Raw genomic sequence first — 16,284 nt, 5'->3', positions numbered from 1 at the left:
AGCTTATGCCAGAATCTGGCCCAGCGCGTCCAGACAGCGACGATTCTCTTCCGGCAGGCCAATTGAGATACGAAGATGTTCAGGCATACCGTAACTGGCGACAGGCCGGACAATAACGCCTCTTGACAACAAACCTTCATAGATCGGCATGGCATTTCGTTTGAAATCAACCGTAACGAAATTAGCCGATGAAGGAATCCAGTCCAGCCCAAGACCAGCCAACCCCTGCTCAAGGTACTTCATACCCTGCTGATTAATCGCAATGGACTGCTGCAGATAAGCATCATCCCCAAGAGCCGCCATCGCACCAGCCTGGGCAGGAAGATTCAGGTTAAATGGCTGCCTTAAACGATTCAGCACATCCGCTATATCAGGGTTAGATATCGAGTAACCGACTCGCGCCCCTGCCAGCCCGTAAGCCTTGGAAAAGGTTCGGGTAACCACCAGATTGGAATAGCGGTCAAGCAATTCACTACCATTAGGCAGATCACCACCCAGCCCATACTCAAAATAGGCTTCATCAAGGACAACAATGACATCTTCCGGCACCTTACCAAGAAAACCAAACAATCCCTGTTCGCTGAAGCAGGTACCTGTCGGATTATTAGGATTTGCCAGAAAAACCATTCGGGTATTTTCCTGAATAGCCTCAGCCATGGCATCCAGATCATGACCATAGTTAAGCGCTGGAACTACAATACCTTCAGCCCCCACCGCTTTAACAGCCAGGGGATAAACAACAAACGCATATTGGGAAAAAACAGCAGAGCTATTTGTATCCAGAAATGACTCGGCGAGCAGCACCAGGACATCATTTGATCCATTACCCAGCGTGAGCTGTTCAGGTGCAACCCGCAATTTTTCCGCAAGGGCCTGCTTTAACAGATAACTACTGCCGTCAGGATAGCGGGCCAGTTCGACAAGAGATTCGGTCATGGCTTGCAACGCTGAAGGCGGCGGACCCAGAGGGTTCTCATTGCTGGCCAGTTTGACAATATCCTCAACCCTTAAGCCCTGCTCCCTGGCAAGTTCCTCTATAGGCTTGCCTGGTTGATAAGGGCTCATCTCTTTTACTCCGGGTACCGCCAGCTCCAGAAAATTACAGGACATATTTGTACTCCGCAAGATATTAGGAAGATCATCTCAATGCGTTATTGCGTCATAACGATTGCAAGCAACTTCCGGGACCAAGACAAATTATTTTTATCATTGAGTTGAGTTCAGAATGAAAGCACACCACCGGGAGGCTGACCGGGAATAGCACCCACAGCGAGGATGGCAGTCTATTCTCGGTCGGCCTAGACAACGCCTTTAGGATAAGAACCAAGCACACGGAGATCATTAGCCCGTTCACCGAGTTTTTCCAGCACCTTTCTGACCACAGGATCTTCCTGATGTCCTTCAAAATCCACAAAGAACACATAGTTCCAGATTCCGGTTCTGGATGGACGGGTCTCAACCCGTGTCAGGTCAATATTGTGCACATGAAAAGGCTCTAGAATTGCATGGAGCGCACCGGGCTGGTTACGCATACTGATGACAACCGACGTTTTGTCATCACCACTGGGCGGAACCGGCTGATTACCAATGATCAGAAACCGGGTTGAGTTATCCGGACGATCTTCAATTTTCTCAGCAATCTTTTCCAGGCCATACATTTCTGCCGCCATATCACCGGCAATGGCCGCCGAATTCCACTCGCCCTTGACCCGCTTGGCCGCTTCCGCATTAGAACTTACTGCAACCCGTTCAGCCATTGGCCAGTGGGAATCCAGCCATTTCCGACACTGGGCAAATGACTGAGCATGGGAGTAAATACGAGTAATATGATCCCGTCGGGTGTTTTCTGAAATCATCATATGCTGATGGATACGCAGAACCACTTCACCACAGATTTTCAGTGAAGAGTCCATAAAGCTGTCCAGCGTATGGCTAACGACACCTTCAGTGGAGTTCTCAACCGGAACCACACCATAGTTGACGGCACCGGCAGCCACTTCCCGGAACACCTCATCAATAGCCGCCATCGGCACACAGACGGCAGAATGACCAAAGTGTTTCAGCGATGCCTGTTGGGTAAACGTACCCTCAGGCCCCAGAAAGGCAACCTTGACCGGTTCCTCAAGCGCCAGACAGGCTGACATGATTTCACGAAACAGACGGGCCATCTCTTCGTCATTCAGGGGCCCATTATTTTTCTTCATTATTTTACGAAGCACCTGAGCTTCACGCTCAGGCCGGTAAAACACAGCAGAGGGGTCAGCGTCTGTTTTTACACGGGCCACTTCCTGGGCGCATCGCGCACGCTCGCTGATCAGGTCAAGGATTTGCTGATCCAGTGAATCAATTTGAATTCGCAACTGCCCCAGCTTCTCTTTCGCCATTATCCGTACCGCCGTTCAAATTCTTTCATGAAATCAATAAGCGTATCCACATGCTGTTCTGGTACTGCATTATAGATACTTGCCCGCATACCACCTGCGGCCTTGTGACCTTGCAGGTAACGAAAGCCTTCCTGTTCAGACTCGGCAAGGAAGGTCGCATCCAACTCTGGCCTGATCAGCGTGAAAGGCACATTCATACGGGAGCGCCATTGCGGAGCCACCGGATTCTGATAAAAACCGGAGCCATCAATCTGAGCATACAGCTTGGTAGCCTTACGTTCATTGAGTGCGTTAATCGCTTCAAGCCCACCCTGCTTTTTCAGCCATTTGAAGACCAGGCCTGCAAGATACCAGGCGAAAATCGGTGGCGTGTTATACATGGAGCCATTGCCAGCCTGCAGCTTATAATCCAGCACCGCAGGGCAGATCAATGAACTGCGCTCCAGCAGGTCATCACGCACAATCACCACGGTCAAACCCGCCGGACCAATATTTTTCTGGGCACCGGCGTAGATCACTCCAAACCGGCTAACATCAAGGGGACCCGAAAGAATATTGGACGACATATCCGCAACCAACGGAACATCACCGGTCTCGGGAATAAATGAAAACTCCAGCCCACCGATGGTTTCATTGGGGGTATAGTGCAAATAAGCAGCATCGTGACTTATCCGCCACTGGTCTTCGGCAGGCATGGCATTGAAGGCACTGGCCTTACCATCAGCGACAATATTCACATCCAGATAGCGCTGGGCTTCCTTGATGGCCGATTGAGCCCAGTGACCACTGTTGACATAGTCAGCAGAGGTTTTATCGCCTTTAAGGTTTAATGGCACAGCCGCAAACTGCCCCCGGGCACCACCTTGAAGAAAAAGCACCTGATAATTACCCGGTATCTTCAACAGTTCACGCAGGTCTTTTTCTGCCTCATGGGCAACCGCGAGAAACTCCTTGCCACGGTGGCTGACTTCCATCACAGAAGCACCCACATCCTGCCAGTTCATCATTTCATCCCGAGCTTGCTGAAGCACCTCATGAGGAATCGGTGCAGGCCCGGCTGAAAAGTTGTAAGCGCGGCTATCCAGTTGCGCCAGAACATCATTTAGACCATCGGTAACACAAGGATTCACAATGACACCCTCTCCACTAAAAAAGGCGGTTTATCCTGATCATTACGAAAAAAATTTATGCATCACTCTGAGTGACTGTCATTATGATAAAAAACGCCAGCACTGGGCTGGCGTTTTGTTAAACTATCAGGGCTCTACCGACCCTTCGTTGTCAACGGAATCACCCTGCCCTTCATTATCTTTAGCACCTTCAACAGCTTCAGCCTCGAACTCAGGACCATTGACAGTCTCAGGCTCCTCGACACGGGCAACACCCACCAGCTTTTCACCTTCAGAAACCCGGATCAGCGTAACCCCCTGAGTATTTCGACTCAGGGAAGAGACACCATCAACCCCGGTTCTTACCAGCGTTCCCTGGTCAGAAATCAGCATAATCTGCTCGCCGCTTTTGACCTGAATAGCACCGACGATTTCACCATTACGCTCAGTGCACTGCATGGAGATAACCCCCTGACCACCACGACTGGTGAGCCGGAATTCATCCACGGCAGTTCGCTTGCCGTAACCTTTAGCACTGGCCGTCAGGATCTGGGTATCTTCTTCTGGAATAATCAGGGAGATAATCCGCTGGCCTTCAGGCAACTTCATGCCACGGACGCCACGGGCAGTCCGACCCATCGCACGCACATCGGTTTCTTCAAAGCGGACCGCTTTACCACCATTGGACAGCAGCATCACCTGCTTTTCTCCAGTGGTAATTTCAGCACCCACCAGCGTATCGCCTTCATCAAGCCCCAGGGCAATCAAACCGGAAGAACGAGGACGGCCAAACTGTTCCAGAGGTGTCTTCTTGACAGTACCATTGAGCGTCGCCATAAAGACGAAATGGCCTTCGGTAAACTCTTCCACCGGCAGCATGGCCGTGATTTTCTCATTCTGCTCCAGCGGCAAAATATTAACGATCGGTCGACCACGGGACGTTCTGCCAGCCTGTGGAATCTGGTAGACCTTCAACCAGTAAACCTTGCCCTTGCTGGAGAAGCAGAGGATCTGGGTATGGGTATTTGCTACCAGCATGTGTTCGACGTAGTCTTCTTCCTTGACGGAAGCAGCTGACTTGCCACGACCACCTCGACGCTGCGCCTGATAGGTATCCAGAGGCGTTGTCTTGGCATAGCCACCGTGAGACAGGGTGACGACCATATCCTCTTCATCAATCAGGTCTTCTACGGTCAAATCGCGACGGGAACTGGTAATCTCGGTGCGACGCTCATCGCCAAACTCATCCCGAACCTGCTCAAGCTCTTCCCGGATCACGGCACGCAGCTTCATGGGGTCACAGAGGATCATAATCAGTTCGGCAATTTTCTCCAGCAGCTCGCGGTATTCAGACAGCAGCTTCTCATGCTCAAGTCCGGTCAGGCGGTGCAGACGCATGTCCAGAATGGCCTGAGCCTGAACCGGAGAGAGGTAGTAGAGACCGTCCCTGAGACCGTAAGCCTCAGGCAGATCATCCGGACGACAGGCATCAGCACCGGCTCGCTCGGCCATCTCCATCATATGACCGGGGTTCCAGCCCCTGGCAATCAACTTCTCTTTAGCTTCTGCCGGTGTTGGTGAATCCTTGATCAGCTGGATAACCGAATCAATATTGGACAGGGCAACCGCCATACCTTCCAGGATGTGGCCTCGCTCACGAGCTTTTCTCAGCTCATAAACCGTCCGGCGGGTTACCACCTCACGACGGTGGCGAATAAACGCTTCAAGAAACTCTTTCAGGTTGAGCAGCCTGGGTTGACCATCAACCAGTGCCACCAGATTAATACCAAAGACGGACTCAAGCTGGGTCTGGGCGTACAGATTATTGAGCACCACCTCGGCATTTTCACCGCGACGAAGCTCGATAACGACACGCAAGCCATCTTTATCAGATTCGTCACGCAACTCCGAGATGCCCTCGATCTTTCGATCTTTTACCAGTTCGGCAATCTTCTCAATCAGTCGCGCCTTATTCAGCTGATAAGGAATCTCAGTGATAATAATGGTGCTTTTGTTTTTCTTTTCATCGTGCTCGATATCGGCCCTGGCACGGATGTAAATCCGGCCACGGCCTGTGCGATAGGCCTGCAGAATACCGGCGCGACCATTGATAATCGCCGCCGTTGGAAAGTCCGGCCCCGGAATGTACTCCATCAGGTCATCAACCGTCAGTGCTTCATCTTCCAGAAGCGCCAGACAGCCATTGACCACCTCAGTCATATTATGGGGGGGAATATTGGTTGCCATGCCCACCGCAATACCGGCCGAACCATTCACCAGCAGGTTAGGCACCCGGGTGGGCAAAACGGCCGGGATCTGCTCTGTGCCATCGTAGTTAGGCACATAGTCTACGGTTTCCTTGTCAAGATCCGCCAGCAACTGATGGGCGATCTTATCCATCCGGATTTCCGTATAACGCATGGCCGCAGCGGAATCACCATCAATGGAGCCGAAATTGCCCTGACCATCAACCAGCATGTAGCGCAGGGAAAACGGCTGCGCCATCCGGACAATGGTGTCATAAACCGCAGAGTCGCCATGAGGATGGTATTTACCGATCACATCCCCGACAACACGCGCAGATTTTTTGTATGGTTTGTTCCAGTCGTTGCCCAGTTCACTCATGGCGAACAGTACGCGCCGGTGCACGGGCTTAAGCCCGTCACGTACATCAGGCAGGGCACGACCAACGATGACGCTCATGGCATAGTCCAGATAGGACTGCTTGAGTTCATCTTCAATATTTACCGGGAGAATCTCTTTGGCAATTTCAGTCATGGAAACCCAGTCGTCCTTTTGCTTACGGCCAACAGATAGCGGTCAGCATCCATTCCAGTTCTGTGGACCAGGATACCGATATTGAAAACTCTCTAATCAGAAGAACGCTAATCAGAAGAACGCTTTCATTCAGGGCATCACTATTCATAGGATCACCCAAGGTGAACCATCATTCGTCCGCTGTTGGAAGAGGTAATTAACAGTCAGGGGATGCCAAACCTGCCTCTTTGGTATTTGAGTGAACAGGCAAAACAGCAACCTCAAAAGCAGGTAGAGGGTACTCCATTCAACCACTTCTCAATGATACAGCGATTGGCTCGACAACCAACAATCGACAACCAACAAGGGAGCAAGGATACCACAGTCCATGCAGTGATCGCGAGATATCTCTGGGATAAAACCGCCAGATTCACTGGTTAGATTTTCAAACATCGCGAGACTGGAAATCAAGACTGTGGTCGACTGCACGATTAACGGTATAATCCGCACATATGGTAGTCCTGACTGCCTCAACCACACTGCTTTGACGGATCAGAACGAATGCCTGAAATGCGCTCAGCCCAAAATGTCGATCCTGGAGAAATTGCCAAGTTTGAAGAACTGGCCAGCCGCTGGTGGGACCCGGACAGTGAGTTCAAACCGCTTCATGAGATCAACCCCCTTCGTCTGAATTATATCGATGAACGTGTTGGACTGGCCGGAAAGCGCGTAGTGGATATTGGCTGCGGTGGTGGCATCCTGAGTGAGTCAATGGCTCGACGCGGTGCTGAGGTAACCGGTATTGATATGGGTGAAGCTCCCCTCTCCATTGCCCGTCTGCACAGCATGGAAAGTGGTGTCGCCGTAAACTATCGGCGAATTACCGCGGAAGAATTAGCCGAAGAGATGCCAGCCCAATTCGATGTGGTTACCTGCCTGGAAATGTTGGAACACGTCCCTGATCCGGCGTCTGTCATCAAGGCCTGCAGCAAACTCCTGAAACCGGGTGGGCAGATCTTTTTTGCAACCATTAACCGAAATCCCAAATCATTTCTCTTCGCCATCATCGGCGCAGAATACCTACTCAAACTGTTGCCTAAAGGAACCCACGAGCACAGCAAATTTATCAAACCCAGTGAATTAAGCCGGGATATGAGACAGTCTGGACTGCACATCCATGATATGACCGGGATGACCTACAACCCACTAACCAAAGTGTACCGGCTTAACCCGAAGGATGTGGACGTCAATTACCTGATTTATGGTGCTAAGCCAGCATCAAAGCAACCACAACCACAACCACAACCACAACCACAACCACAACCACCAAGATAACAACCAAGAGTAATGATGATGAAAGCCATTGAAGGCGTTTTTTTTGATCTGGATGGCACCCTTCTGGACACTGCAGAAGACTTTGTGATTACCGTGAACCAAATGCTGGCTGATCACCAACACCCTGGGATGGATGGCCATCTGATCCGGCAAAATGTGTCAGCTGGCTCGCGGGCACTGATGGGGCTTGCTTTTAACCTCACTCCCGGGGATGAACTGGAACAGAAAAGAGCCCTGTTCCTGCAATACTATGACCGACATATTCAGGACCACAGTCGTACAACATTTGCCCGGCCCTACCCCGGCATACTGCCACTGATCGATGAACTTGAATATCGAGATATTGCCTGGGGTATTGTCACCAATAAGCCCAGGCCCTATGCCCTTGCATTAATCCAGCAAACCGGGCTGCTTGAACGCAGTTATGCCATCGTCTGCCCAGAGGATGTCAAGCAGCCAAAACCCGAACCGGAAGCACTCTTTCTTGCCTGCAAGCAGGCTGGCTGCTCACCGGAGTCCAGCATCTATATTGGTGATCATCTGCGTGATATCGAGGCTGGAAAAAAAGCGGGCATGCTCACCGTTGCTGCTCATTATGGCTACATCAATGAAGGGGACGACCCGATGACATGGGATGCAGACCTTAATATTGACAATGCCCAACAACTGCACCGCTGGCTTGCAGCACACCACTGGAAAATACCGGCAACAACGACCTGAACAGCCACCAATAACACCCACAGTTTCCAAACCCGCAAACCATAGAAAATGCCGGAACTCCAAACCCTGAAAACACAGTACTTCCAACCCGGCATTTTCAAAGGAGTAGCATCATGTTTACATACCAGGCCCCGAAAAACCTTCTCAAGGATAAAGTTATACTGGTAACCGGTGCTGGCCGTGGCATCGGCCGGGTCGCCGCCCTGACCTATGCGCGTCACGGCGCTACCGTTATTCTGCTGGGAAGAAGTACTGAAACACTGGAAGCAGTGTATGATGAAATCGAGCTAAACCAGTGGCCACAGCCTGCAATCTACCCACTGAATCTGGAAAGTGCTGGTGATATTGATTTTTGCCATCTTGCCGAAACCATTGAGACCGAATTCGGTCGACTGGATGGTCTGTTACACAACGCCAGCCTTCTGGGTGAACTGCAACCCATCAGTCAGTTTCCAACAGAAACCTGGAAGCGAATCATGCAGGTTAACCTGAACTCTGCCTTTATGATGACCCGGGAACTGCTCCCCCTGCTGCGCCTCTCTGAAAAGGCTTCCGTGATTTTTACCTCGTCCGGAGTGGGTCACCGGGGACGAGCACACTGGGGTGCCTATAGCGTATCAAAATTTGCCACTGAGGGTCTGATGCAAGTCCTGGCGGATGAGGAAGACGGTATCAGTGCGGTGCGTGCCAACAGCATCGACCCGGGTGGCACCCGCACCTCAATGAGAGCCTCTGCTTTTCCAGGAGAGGACCCGGAAAAACTACCAACACCGGAAGATATTATGCCCGTTTACCTTTACCTGATGGGTGACGACAGCCAGAACATAAACGGTCAGGCTTTTCATGCCCAGCAAAGCTAACAATACAGCCAACCGCTCTGACTGAGCGGTCATGGCATTAAAACAACTGTTTCAACGACTTTGTCAATAAAAAAGAACTTATTCGTCAATGAAATGAGAGCAAACTCTTCCATAAATTGTATTTTTCATCGTCTATTCTGATTCCGTCCTTTTTATCCCAAATAGAATTATGAAAATCAGACGTTTTATGGAAAAGAAAATTGCTAAAAAAGTTTTGCCATTGCTATTTATTGCACCATTGTTAAGCGCACAATCCTTCTTAGCCAGTAGCTTTGAACAGAAAGACTTAAATAATGAAATAATCATTGCAGCAAACTGGCAACAGCATTCCGGTGAGTACTCTGCTTACTTTTACCAGAGCTTTAACAGTGCAACCGATCAAATTGAAGCCATTTTACAAAGCACCCCTGAAGGTAAAAAGCCTGCTATTATCACTGACACTTAAGGTAGACATTAAGCCCCACCCACCGCACAAAGGCCTAATCTTGTACGTCCTGAACAACCATCCCGTGCAGGGTGTTCTCGTTTCGCATTATTTCCCCAGAAGTCCAGTAGCTTTTTAATGCATGAGACCAATGACTTTCCTGCATTCATCAACGATGAAATCACATTACCAAACAGGTGAGTCCCACTTTTCATCACCTTGTGCGTCGAGATTTCCTCAATGCTCCCACTTTCACAGAGGTTCGCCTGTGCAGCATGGGCAAGGTACCTTTTCAACGTCACAACCACAAAGGACATCAGAATCAGGCTAAACACCAGTGTCGCTGATTTGGTGTTAAAACGATGCCACCCTGAATAGGATTTGATCTCTTTGGGTGAAAGTCTCATATTGATTAGTACTAACGTTCAATATTACCCTTCCCTGATGAAAATGGAATCACATTATCACTGACCATATTTACCTTGGCCCGGTACGTTACCGACAGCAGCATCCAGCCACAGTCGAACCAACCACTTTGAATTAGTGACCTGAGTGTCAGAATGCCTTGCCCCCCGGGACACCGCCAACGCATTCCCGAACACTTCATTCGCTGTGTAACCAGCGTTTTACAGGACGCCTCAATGACCCCTGAGCCTATGGGCAGGTTGCGCGACAGGTGTTCTGCATAATTCATCCGTAACCGGTTTTTTCTGAAGTACTTTAACTCTGTCTTTAATTTCGATCGGCGGGGATGCTTGCTATGCTGGTAAGCCAGTGCCTTGATTATTTTTTCAACCCCACCCGGCTCCTCCTTCAGGATATGTCGGTAGGTGCTGAATTTCTCTTTGGACTTCGCGCTATTTTCACCGTAAGCCAGGTCAAATGCCTTCTTCAGGTGTTCTGCCGCATGGTAATAATCAACAATTTCTTCTCCCTCCGGTAGCTCTTTGGTGAAGTATGTCCAATTGTCCCGGGCTCCATCTGCCACTTTGACCAGAGTCAGATTTGGCTTTTGCTGAAGCACCTTATCCAGAAGGTTTGAAAGGGATTTTTTCAATGTCGCTTTCTTGCTTTCAGGCATTCGTCCCATCCTGATCGTAGAGAGGCGATCTCCCTGGTCATCGTAAAACGACAGTGTTCCACAACTGGCCTCCTGACAACCTGCTGGCCCTCGGGTACGTTTGCCTTCAGCAACACTCTTTTCACGTTTCTCCTGACGCTTGCCGTCTTTCATTGGTAGCATCACACCGTCAAGGGAAGCAGCTACCGTCACCGCGTCAGGCGGTACTGTGAGATTCTCCGCGAGAAGGGTCTCGAAAGGGTCAAGGTGCTGCTCCCATTGTTCGTTGAGTTTTTTGGGAAGACGTGCCAGAGAGCTGGTTGAGGGTGACATATTCCCCATTAGATCGAGTAAGCTTTTTACGTCCGCGGGCGGCAACTGGGCAACCATCCATGCTGCTTGCTTCGCAGCCTTTGGTAACCAGTAGCCTTCTACAACGCCAGCCTTGAGCTCTAAAGGGACAATGCACTTATCCCCTGCATTGCGGTAGAGGCTGCGCAATACCCGGACAGGTCCTGCTGCTGACTGGTAGGTTTGATAGCTGCGTAATGCCTGGTGATACACGACCCCATTCACTTCGATAGAAGCTTTATTGATGTCTAATTTTTGCAGTTCTTCTGCCAGTATTTCTCGCTCCGCCTGAATAAAGAGGGAGTGAATCTCGTTTTCATGATCCTCAAAATGCTGGATTGGATTATTGGACTGACGAAGTAGGGTCAGTTTTTGCTGCAGTTGGTCAATAGCAGGACAGGAATCATTGGCGACTTTGGTTAGTGGCTGACATACTTCCATCGGAGCGGCCTCTCACAGTTGACTCTTTGTTTGCTGTTAGAATCATAGCTGTGTTTGGCTGCTCTCCATTCAGTTTGAAAAATTTGGTGTTACGTCTGTTTGCTGTAGCTCAAGGCCTGTGGGTGTGATCAATATGAGACTTTCACCCATCTCTTTGAAAATCAGCTCTATCTGCCACCGTAGACGATAGGCCTGGAGCACATCACTCAAGGTGAACTCCACCCGGTTCAGGTTGGTCACAACGAAAACCCACTTCTGTTTTTTGTCATTCCAGCGGACAACCAAGCGGAATGGCCAGGCTTTGAATCCCGGCCATTCTACATCCAGGTCGAGGCACTGGTCTTTGGGGAAGCCAGACAGTACATCCTTCAGTTTTTGTCCTTTGTAGCGATTGAGATTCTTGCCATCCTCCCGTACCGCGCTGAGTATCGTCGGGTTGATACTCTGAGGTGCCTTGCAGATAAAAGAACCCTCCCTGTCATCAATAGCGGCAAAGAGTTCCAGCTCAAAATAACCGGCATCCATTAGCATCAGGATATAGGCCATGGATGTTGGCAGTGGTGGCAGACAGTCTCTTTCTGAACGGGTATCTTCAGTCAGCTGCACCCGCACCAGGTTGTTGGTGAGAAGATCCATTGTCGTATGAAGCTCGACGGCAGCAGGACTGACCGTTGAGAACCTGCCGAGAAATGCTTCTTTCAGGGCATCATAGACAGCTTGTGACGAACCGTCCTGAATCAGAATGTGCTCAAACTCTGAAAATGGACTGTCTTCATCAAACGCCATGACTTTGCGGGAAAATATTTCCAGACACTGCACCCATAGCCACAGGATAAGAGTAGGCAGCGCGTCCTTTTTAGCTTGATTTGCCCAAGAACGATAAGAGACATTCAGCCCCGTCAACTCGTTAAATTTACGGTGTAGATCCGCCTGGGTATCGCAGTTTCCATCACCAGCGAGGGCATCGATCAGTGAGAGGATAAAATCCAAAGGACGGATATCTCGCTGTCGTATAGTAAAACCAAGCTGTTCCGCCATACTTAGGAGTTCTGACCGGTCGAAACAGGTCAACAGTTTTTTTCAACTAATCTACTATTTGCAGTACTCATCTTGTTCAGCCATTGATAATGGTTTCGAAGCTTTATTGTGGCTGTTCAAGGTGGGTTCTGCCGCCGGAAACGAACCTTTTTTGAGCTTAATGTCTACCCTAAGATCACTGACATTGATGACACATTGATACTAGGCACCCGTTACTTCACCAGCATGGTTGATACCAATGAGTCCAGGAGTATTGAGCGATCGAAATTCTGGTGGAATCATCAGGAAGTTAAAGCGCTGCCGGGATCGGTTGATTTTATGCAAAAAGCGAACAGTCTTGGCATCGAAATATTTTATATCAGCGGCCGCTTTAACGATGTCAAAGCAATCACCATCAATAAACTAAAGCAACTGGGCTATCCGGTTAACAGTGAAAATCATGTTATTCTACAAGAACAAAAGAACATTACCCTTAGCAAAGAAGAAAAACGCCAGCAAATCATGAAAATGGGATACCACCCACTCATGTTATTTGGTGACCAGCTGGACGATCTTGGTGAAGCAGGAAAAGGTCTCTATCCGGAAAAGAAAAGCTGGGTAAATCAACATCAGGATAAGTTTGGTAGCCAATGGTTTATTCTGCCTAATACCGTTTACGGATTCTGGGAAGAAGCAATCAGCAAAAACTACCGAAAACTGTCCCCCGAAGAAAAACACCAGGTTCGAATACAGGAGATTAACTACCCGAATTTACCGGTACCTGTTCCCGAAAGTTACCTCCAGCATATTGTCATGGCGGATCTATGGATCAGAAAATCTGCAGACTTTAATGCTACCGCCCTGCAAACCTACAACCTTGCCAGCAAAGTCCTTGAAGCTGCTGAAAACCGCTATGCCAATAATCGCGCGATTATTGTTGATATTGACGGAACGCTGATAGATTACCCTCCGCTCCATTTGACCCCCCCGCTTTGTAAAACATTCCCCGAACCTGAAGAGAAGATGAGAATCTATGAACAACAGCTTCAATTATCCTCTATTCCGGGTGCGAGAGCGTTTTTAAATAAAGCGGCCGCTCTGGGTTATGAAATCTTTTACGTAACGGCTCGTGAGCACTCTTCCGGTCGTTCAGGCCATACCGGAGATGTAGAAAGCTTCACTCTAAAGCAGCTTGCTTACCATGGGTTCCCGAAAGTCACACAGACTAACCTGCTGAATCGCTCTAAATATTGCCCGGCCAATAAAAAAAGCTGCAATAAGGAATACCAGAGAAAAGCCATCATATCAGGACAGATCGATGGAAAAAAATACAATGTCAGACTGTTTGTAGGCTAAGTTCCCTTTAATGGTTGGTGGTAGTTTTAATAGCTGTAGATATTCAGGTATTAAACAGAAATACTGAAACGCTATTAAAATTAAATATCAGCCATTGCCAGCTAAGAAATCCACTGAGCAAGGTCTTTCACTGCTCTTCCCAAGCCCTATGCTCTGTTGGTTTTTCTCAAGTACCTATAATAAATCTAAGTACTTATTACTCCAAGGTATGAAGAAAAAAACAACGCCAACCACTAAAGGGAACATAGCCCTGTTTGTAGGTGATCTGCTTGATGACTTTGATTTAAAAGAGCAAGGCCTATCGCCTTTTGACAGGGCTTCAGTTGAAAAAACCAAAAACCTTTACGGAAGAAAATATTTTATCATTCCCAATCCGGTCAATAAAACCTGGATGAGGCACTACTATTCAAATATTGCAGGAAAAGATATTTGCCAGATGAGTGACCAGGAACGTTCTGACTTGCGCAAAAGCCTGATTGAAGATTGGCCTGAAAAAGATCTCTACAAGGCAGTCCAACGCTAGCTTTTTAGCATTAACATTGCAGCCTGTTGAGCTTTTCCACAGCTTCCGTGGGAACACCCCCCCACTGCAACGTCAAACAGAAATGACGATGTTAGCTAGTTCTCGTCCAAAAACGCATCAGGCAATCATAATTAGATTGTACGTGCGTTTTGATATTTCCTGAAATTCCAGAGAGCCGCAAAAACTCTTCCCTTTTTTTCTCTAATCTGGGACGGATATTGGAGAAAAACGCGAAAAGCAGGCAGAAAACATCCTCCCACCATGCTGGAAAGGTACTTTCATGTAGCGTGGAGGTGGCTATCAGGATGGTGCCGGGTGTCTGGCCAGAATCACCAGGTTGTAACAGACCACCGATAACCAGCAATGAGAATCAAAACGCTCAGAACCCTTGCAGTGGCAACGTGATAGCCCAAAACATCTCTTTAGCCACGAAATTCCCGCTTCAATACCTGCCCGGAAGCGAAAGAGCGTTTTATACACATACTGACTTTTAGTCATCTCTTCGACTTCAAGTCCGCGCTTCTTATTAAAAGCTACATCGCTGATTCCCATGGCCTTGGCTTTTTCCAAATTAGCGCGACACGCGTATCCGCCGTCACCGCTTGTCTGGCGAGGTACACGACCATAAATTTCTTTTTGTCTTTCCATCATCGGAATGAATTGGTCCGAATCCGCTGGGTTACCTTCCTCAATAACCAGGTCCAGGATCAATCGACTTTTTCCCTGAACCAGGTTCAGTTTATGGCCATACTGTACTTGCCGCCTGTCTTTTACGATGATATCCGTATGGGGTTCATACAGGCTAACCACTTTTTCCTGGGCTGGCACCTTTTCACCCTTAAAGACCCTGCGCTCTGTCTGGGAGACTATTGCATCCACCAGGGGTAACAGGTGATCCACATCGGCCTGCCACTTGTCGGCATCATCAGCCAGGAGACACTGCCCCTGCTGACGGGCGTTTGCTAGCGTGACAGTAGCTTCGATAAGTACCTTCCGGGATTTTCGGGTCAACTGCAGCAGTTTTTTATAATGCTGATGCCGCTCTTCTTTGCCAGCGTAGATGCATTTTCTGGCCGCATCTTTTACGGCTCGGTTGTGATGGGTATATTCATAAAGCGGTGTCGCTGTCAGTGTTTGTCCCCGTTCCAGCAGCCGACAAATTTCTTTAACGGAACTGGCTAAAAGATCACTGTCGCAAGGAGGTTTGATATCCGATTCGGTGACTGTGCTGTCAATAGCCACAGTGCGCCCTTTTTCAATACCCTGATCTTTAGCGGTCATTAGCTGACAGTTATTAATCCGTTCCCATGTAGATGCAGTAAGAAGGCTGATGAGCCCATGCAAACTGGAGCGACTGGGGCGCTGGTTTGGTTCGAGGCGACAAAAGTCTCGAAAGAGCATGGAGTCCATCAAAACAAACGACAAGTAGTCATAATCACAATTCAAATACTGTTTCAGGAGTGCCGCACGAAGAACGGATTCTGCTGATAGTCCGTTCCGCCCAGTGTTCTGTTTATCACCAGAACTTAAGTCCTCATAAATCCAGTCATTGAACTGTGGATGGGCGTCAAGCCATTGCGAGATACCGGAAAGCTGGGAGCAGATTTCATGAGGTACGTAATGGAGTTCCATACTACACTGCGGGTTGCGTTTTTTGCGCATTTGGAGTCCTCTGTTTTTGGCAATCCCTTATGTTTCTTGCTCTTGGGAAGTTTAGTCGCCAGATAGCAGTAGGGCTCCACTTAATTTTTCAGGATAAAATCTACAGTTTTCAATTGGTTGTGTTTTTGGACGAGAACTAGCTAGTTCTCGTCCAAAAACGCATCAGGCAATCATAATTAGATTGTACGTGCGTTTTGATATTTCCTGAAATTCCAGAGAGCCGCAAAAACTCTTCCCTTTTTTTCTCTAATCTGGGACGGATATTGGAGAAAAACGCGAAAAGCA

14 protein-coding genes are annotated in these 16,284 nt (G+C 48.8%); 6 read left to right on the top strand and 8 right to left on the bottom strand.

Annotated features, from left to right (window positions below; translation table 11 throughout):
• Nucleotides 1–3: 3 nt before the first annotated feature.
• The 4 genes from hisC to gyrA form a co-directional block, all read right to left on the bottom strand.
• Nucleotides 4–1,110 carry a histidinol-phosphate transaminase gene (gene hisC / locus MJO57_RS13695; RefSeq protein ID WP_252026066.1) on the bottom strand — a complete coding sequence of 369 codons (1,107 nt, stop codon included), beginning with the start codon at nucleotides 1,108–1,110 and terminating at the stop codon, nucleotides 4–6.
• A 188-nt stretch (nucleotides 1,111–1,298) separates the two neighbouring features.
• The gene (gene pheA / locus MJO57_RS13690; RefSeq protein WP_252026064.1) at nucleotides 1,299–2,384 is read right to left on the bottom strand and encodes a prephenate dehydratase; all 1,086 of its coding nucleotides are present in this window, start codon (nucleotides 2,382–2,384) and stop codon (nucleotides 1,299–1,301) included.
• Nucleotides 2,384–3,514, bottom strand: a complete 1,131-nt coding sequence (gene serC, locus MJO57_RS13685; RefSeq protein ID WP_252026062.1) for a 3-phosphoserine/phosphohydroxythreonine transaminase — start codon at nucleotides 3,512–3,514, stop codon at nucleotides 2,384–2,386. The genes pheA and serC overlap by 1 nt, the downstream gene beginning before the upstream one ends.
• A 126-nt stretch (nucleotides 3,515–3,640) precedes the next feature.
• The gene (gyrA, locus tag MJO57_RS13680) at nucleotides 3,641–6,271 is read right to left on the bottom strand and encodes a DNA gyrase subunit A (RefSeq protein ID WP_252026060.1); all 2,631 of its coding nucleotides are present in this window, start codon (nucleotides 6,269–6,271) and stop codon (nucleotides 3,641–3,643) included.
• Between the two features lie 549 nt (nucleotides 6,272–6,820).
• Here gyrA and ubiG point away from each other — a divergent pair.
• The 4 genes from ubiG (at nucleotide 6,821) to MJO57_RS13660 (ending at nucleotide 9,610) form a co-directional block, all read left to right on the top strand.
• Nucleotides 6,821–7,585 (top strand): bifunctional 2-polyprenyl-6-hydroxyphenol methylase/3-demethylubiquinol 3-O-methyltransferase UbiG, encoded by a 765-nt coding sequence (ubiG, locus tag MJO57_RS13675; RefSeq protein ID WP_305881929.1) that lies wholly within the window; start codon nucleotides 6,821–6,823, stop codon nucleotides 7,583–7,585.
• Between the two features lie 12 nt (nucleotides 7,586–7,597).
• On the top strand, nucleotides 7,598–8,305 hold the full coding sequence (locus MJO57_RS13670) for an HAD family hydrolase (protein ID WP_252026056.1): 708 nt from the start codon (nucleotides 7,598–7,600) through the stop codon (nucleotides 8,303–8,305).
• A gap of 113 nt (nucleotides 8,306–8,418) precedes the next feature.
• Nucleotides 8,419–9,165 (top strand): YciK family oxidoreductase, encoded by a 747-nt coding sequence (locus MJO57_RS13665; protein ID WP_252026054.1) that lies wholly within the window; start codon nucleotides 8,419–8,421, stop codon nucleotides 9,163–9,165.
• A 187-nt stretch (nucleotides 9,166–9,352) separates the two neighbouring features.
• Nucleotides 9,353–9,610, top strand: coding sequence for a hypothetical protein (locus MJO57_RS13660; protein WP_252026052.1), 258 nt, complete (start codon nucleotides 9,353–9,355; stop codon nucleotides 9,608–9,610).
• 8 nt (nucleotides 9,611–9,618) lie between these two features.
• Here the strand turns inward: MJO57_RS13660 and MJO57_RS13655 are convergent, their stop codons facing one another.
• The 3 genes from MJO57_RS13655 to MJO57_RS13645 all read right to left on the bottom strand — a co-directional run bounded on the left by MJO57_RS13655 (nucleotide 9,619) and on the right by MJO57_RS13645 (nucleotide 12,512).
• Nucleotides 9,619–9,996: a hypothetical protein gene (locus tag MJO57_RS13655; RefSeq protein WP_252026050.1), complete on the bottom strand. Its 378-nt coding sequence runs from the start codon at nucleotides 9,994–9,996 to the stop codon at nucleotides 9,619–9,621.
• A gap of 11 nt (nucleotides 9,997–10,007) precedes the next feature.
• The gene (locus MJO57_RS13650) at nucleotides 10,008–11,441 is read right to left on the bottom strand and encodes a hypothetical protein (protein ID WP_252023447.1); all 1,434 of its coding nucleotides are present in this window, start codon (nucleotides 11,439–11,441) and stop codon (nucleotides 10,008–10,010) included.
• 69 nt (nucleotides 11,442–11,510) lie between these two features.
• Nucleotides 11,511–12,512 carry an IS4 family transposase gene (locus MJO57_RS13645; protein ID WP_256493294.1) on the bottom strand — a complete coding sequence of 334 codons (1,002 nt, stop codon included), beginning with the start codon at nucleotides 12,510–12,512 and terminating at the stop codon, nucleotides 11,511–11,513.
• Nucleotides 12,513–12,587: 75 nt separating this feature from the next.
• Here MJO57_RS13645 and MJO57_RS13640 point away from each other — a divergent pair, with 75 nt between their 5' ends.
• Together MJO57_RS13640 and MJO57_RS13635 are read left to right on the top strand one after the other, a co-directional pair.
• Nucleotides 12,588–13,814, top strand: coding sequence for an HAD family acid phosphatase (locus MJO57_RS13640; RefSeq protein ID WP_252026046.1), 1,227 nt, complete (start codon nucleotides 12,588–12,590; stop codon nucleotides 13,812–13,814).
• Between the two features lie 208 nt (nucleotides 13,815–14,022).
• On the top strand, nucleotides 14,023–14,337 hold the full coding sequence (locus tag MJO57_RS13635; protein ID WP_252026044.1) for a hypothetical protein: 315 nt from the start codon (nucleotides 14,023–14,025) through the stop codon (nucleotides 14,335–14,337).
• A gap of 300 nt (nucleotides 14,338–14,637) precedes the next feature.
• On the opposite strand, the gene MJO57_RS13630 is transcribed toward MJO57_RS13635, so the two are convergent.
• Nucleotides 14,638–15,999 carry an ISNCY family transposase gene (locus MJO57_RS13630; protein ID WP_252017318.1) on the bottom strand — a complete coding sequence of 454 codons (1,362 nt, stop codon included), beginning with the start codon at nucleotides 15,997–15,999 and terminating at the stop codon, nucleotides 14,638–14,640.
• Nucleotides 16,000–16,284 lie beyond the last annotated feature (285 nt).

Origin of the sequence: Endozoicomonas sp. SCSIO W0465 (genome assembly GCF_023716865.1) — a bacterium.
Taxonomy (GTDB): Bacteria; Pseudomonadota; Gammaproteobacteria; order Pseudomonadales; family Endozoicomonadaceae; genus Endozoicomonas.
Note: the sequence above shows the minus strand (reverse complement) of the source record. Positions and strands in the feature narration are given on the sequence as shown.

What these genes read in the sequence shown, in the direction of transcription:
- hisC (WP_252026066.1), bottom strand. Translation starts at nt 1,110, where the DNA reads ATGTCCTGTAATTTTCTGGAGCTGGCGGTACCCGGAGTAAAAGAGATG.
- pheA (WP_252026064.1), bottom strand. Translation starts at nt 2,384, where the DNA reads ATGGCGAAAGAGAAGCTGGGGCAGTTGCGAATTCAAATTGATTCACTG.
- gyrA (WP_252026060.1), bottom strand. Translation starts at nt 6,271, where the DNA reads ATGACTGAAATTGCCAAAGAGATTCTCCCGGTAAATATTGAAGATGAA.
- ubiG (WP_305881929.1), top strand. Translation starts at nt 6,821, where the DNA reads ATGCGCTCAGCCCAAAATGTCGATCCTGGAGAAATTGCCAAGTTTGAA.
- MJO57_RS13670 (WP_252026056.1), top strand. Translation starts at nt 7,598, where the DNA reads ATGATGATGAAAGCCATTGAAGGCGTTTTTTTTGATCTGGATGGCACC.
- MJO57_RS13665 (WP_252026054.1), top strand. Translation starts at nt 8,419, where the DNA reads ATGTTTACATACCAGGCCCCGAAAAACCTTCTCAAGGATAAAGTTATA.
- MJO57_RS13660 (WP_252026052.1), top strand. Translation starts at nt 9,353, where the DNA reads ATGGAAAAGAAAATTGCTAAAAAAGTTTTGCCATTGCTATTTATTGCA.
- MJO57_RS13655 (WP_252026050.1), bottom strand. Translation starts at nt 9,996, where the DNA reads ATGAGACTTTCACCCAAAGAGATCAAATCCTATTCAGGGTGGCATCGT.
- MJO57_RS13650 (WP_252023447.1), bottom strand. Translation starts at nt 11,441, where the DNA reads ATGGAAGTATGTCAGCCACTAACCAAAGTCGCCAATGATTCCTGTCCT.
- MJO57_RS13635 (WP_252026044.1), top strand. Translation starts at nt 14,023, where the DNA reads ATGAAGAAAAAAACAACGCCAACCACTAAAGGGAACATAGCCCTGTTT.
- MJO57_RS13630 (WP_252017318.1), bottom strand. Translation starts at nt 15,999, where the DNA reads ATGCGCAAAAAACGCAACCCGCAGTGTAGTATGGAACTCCATTACGTA.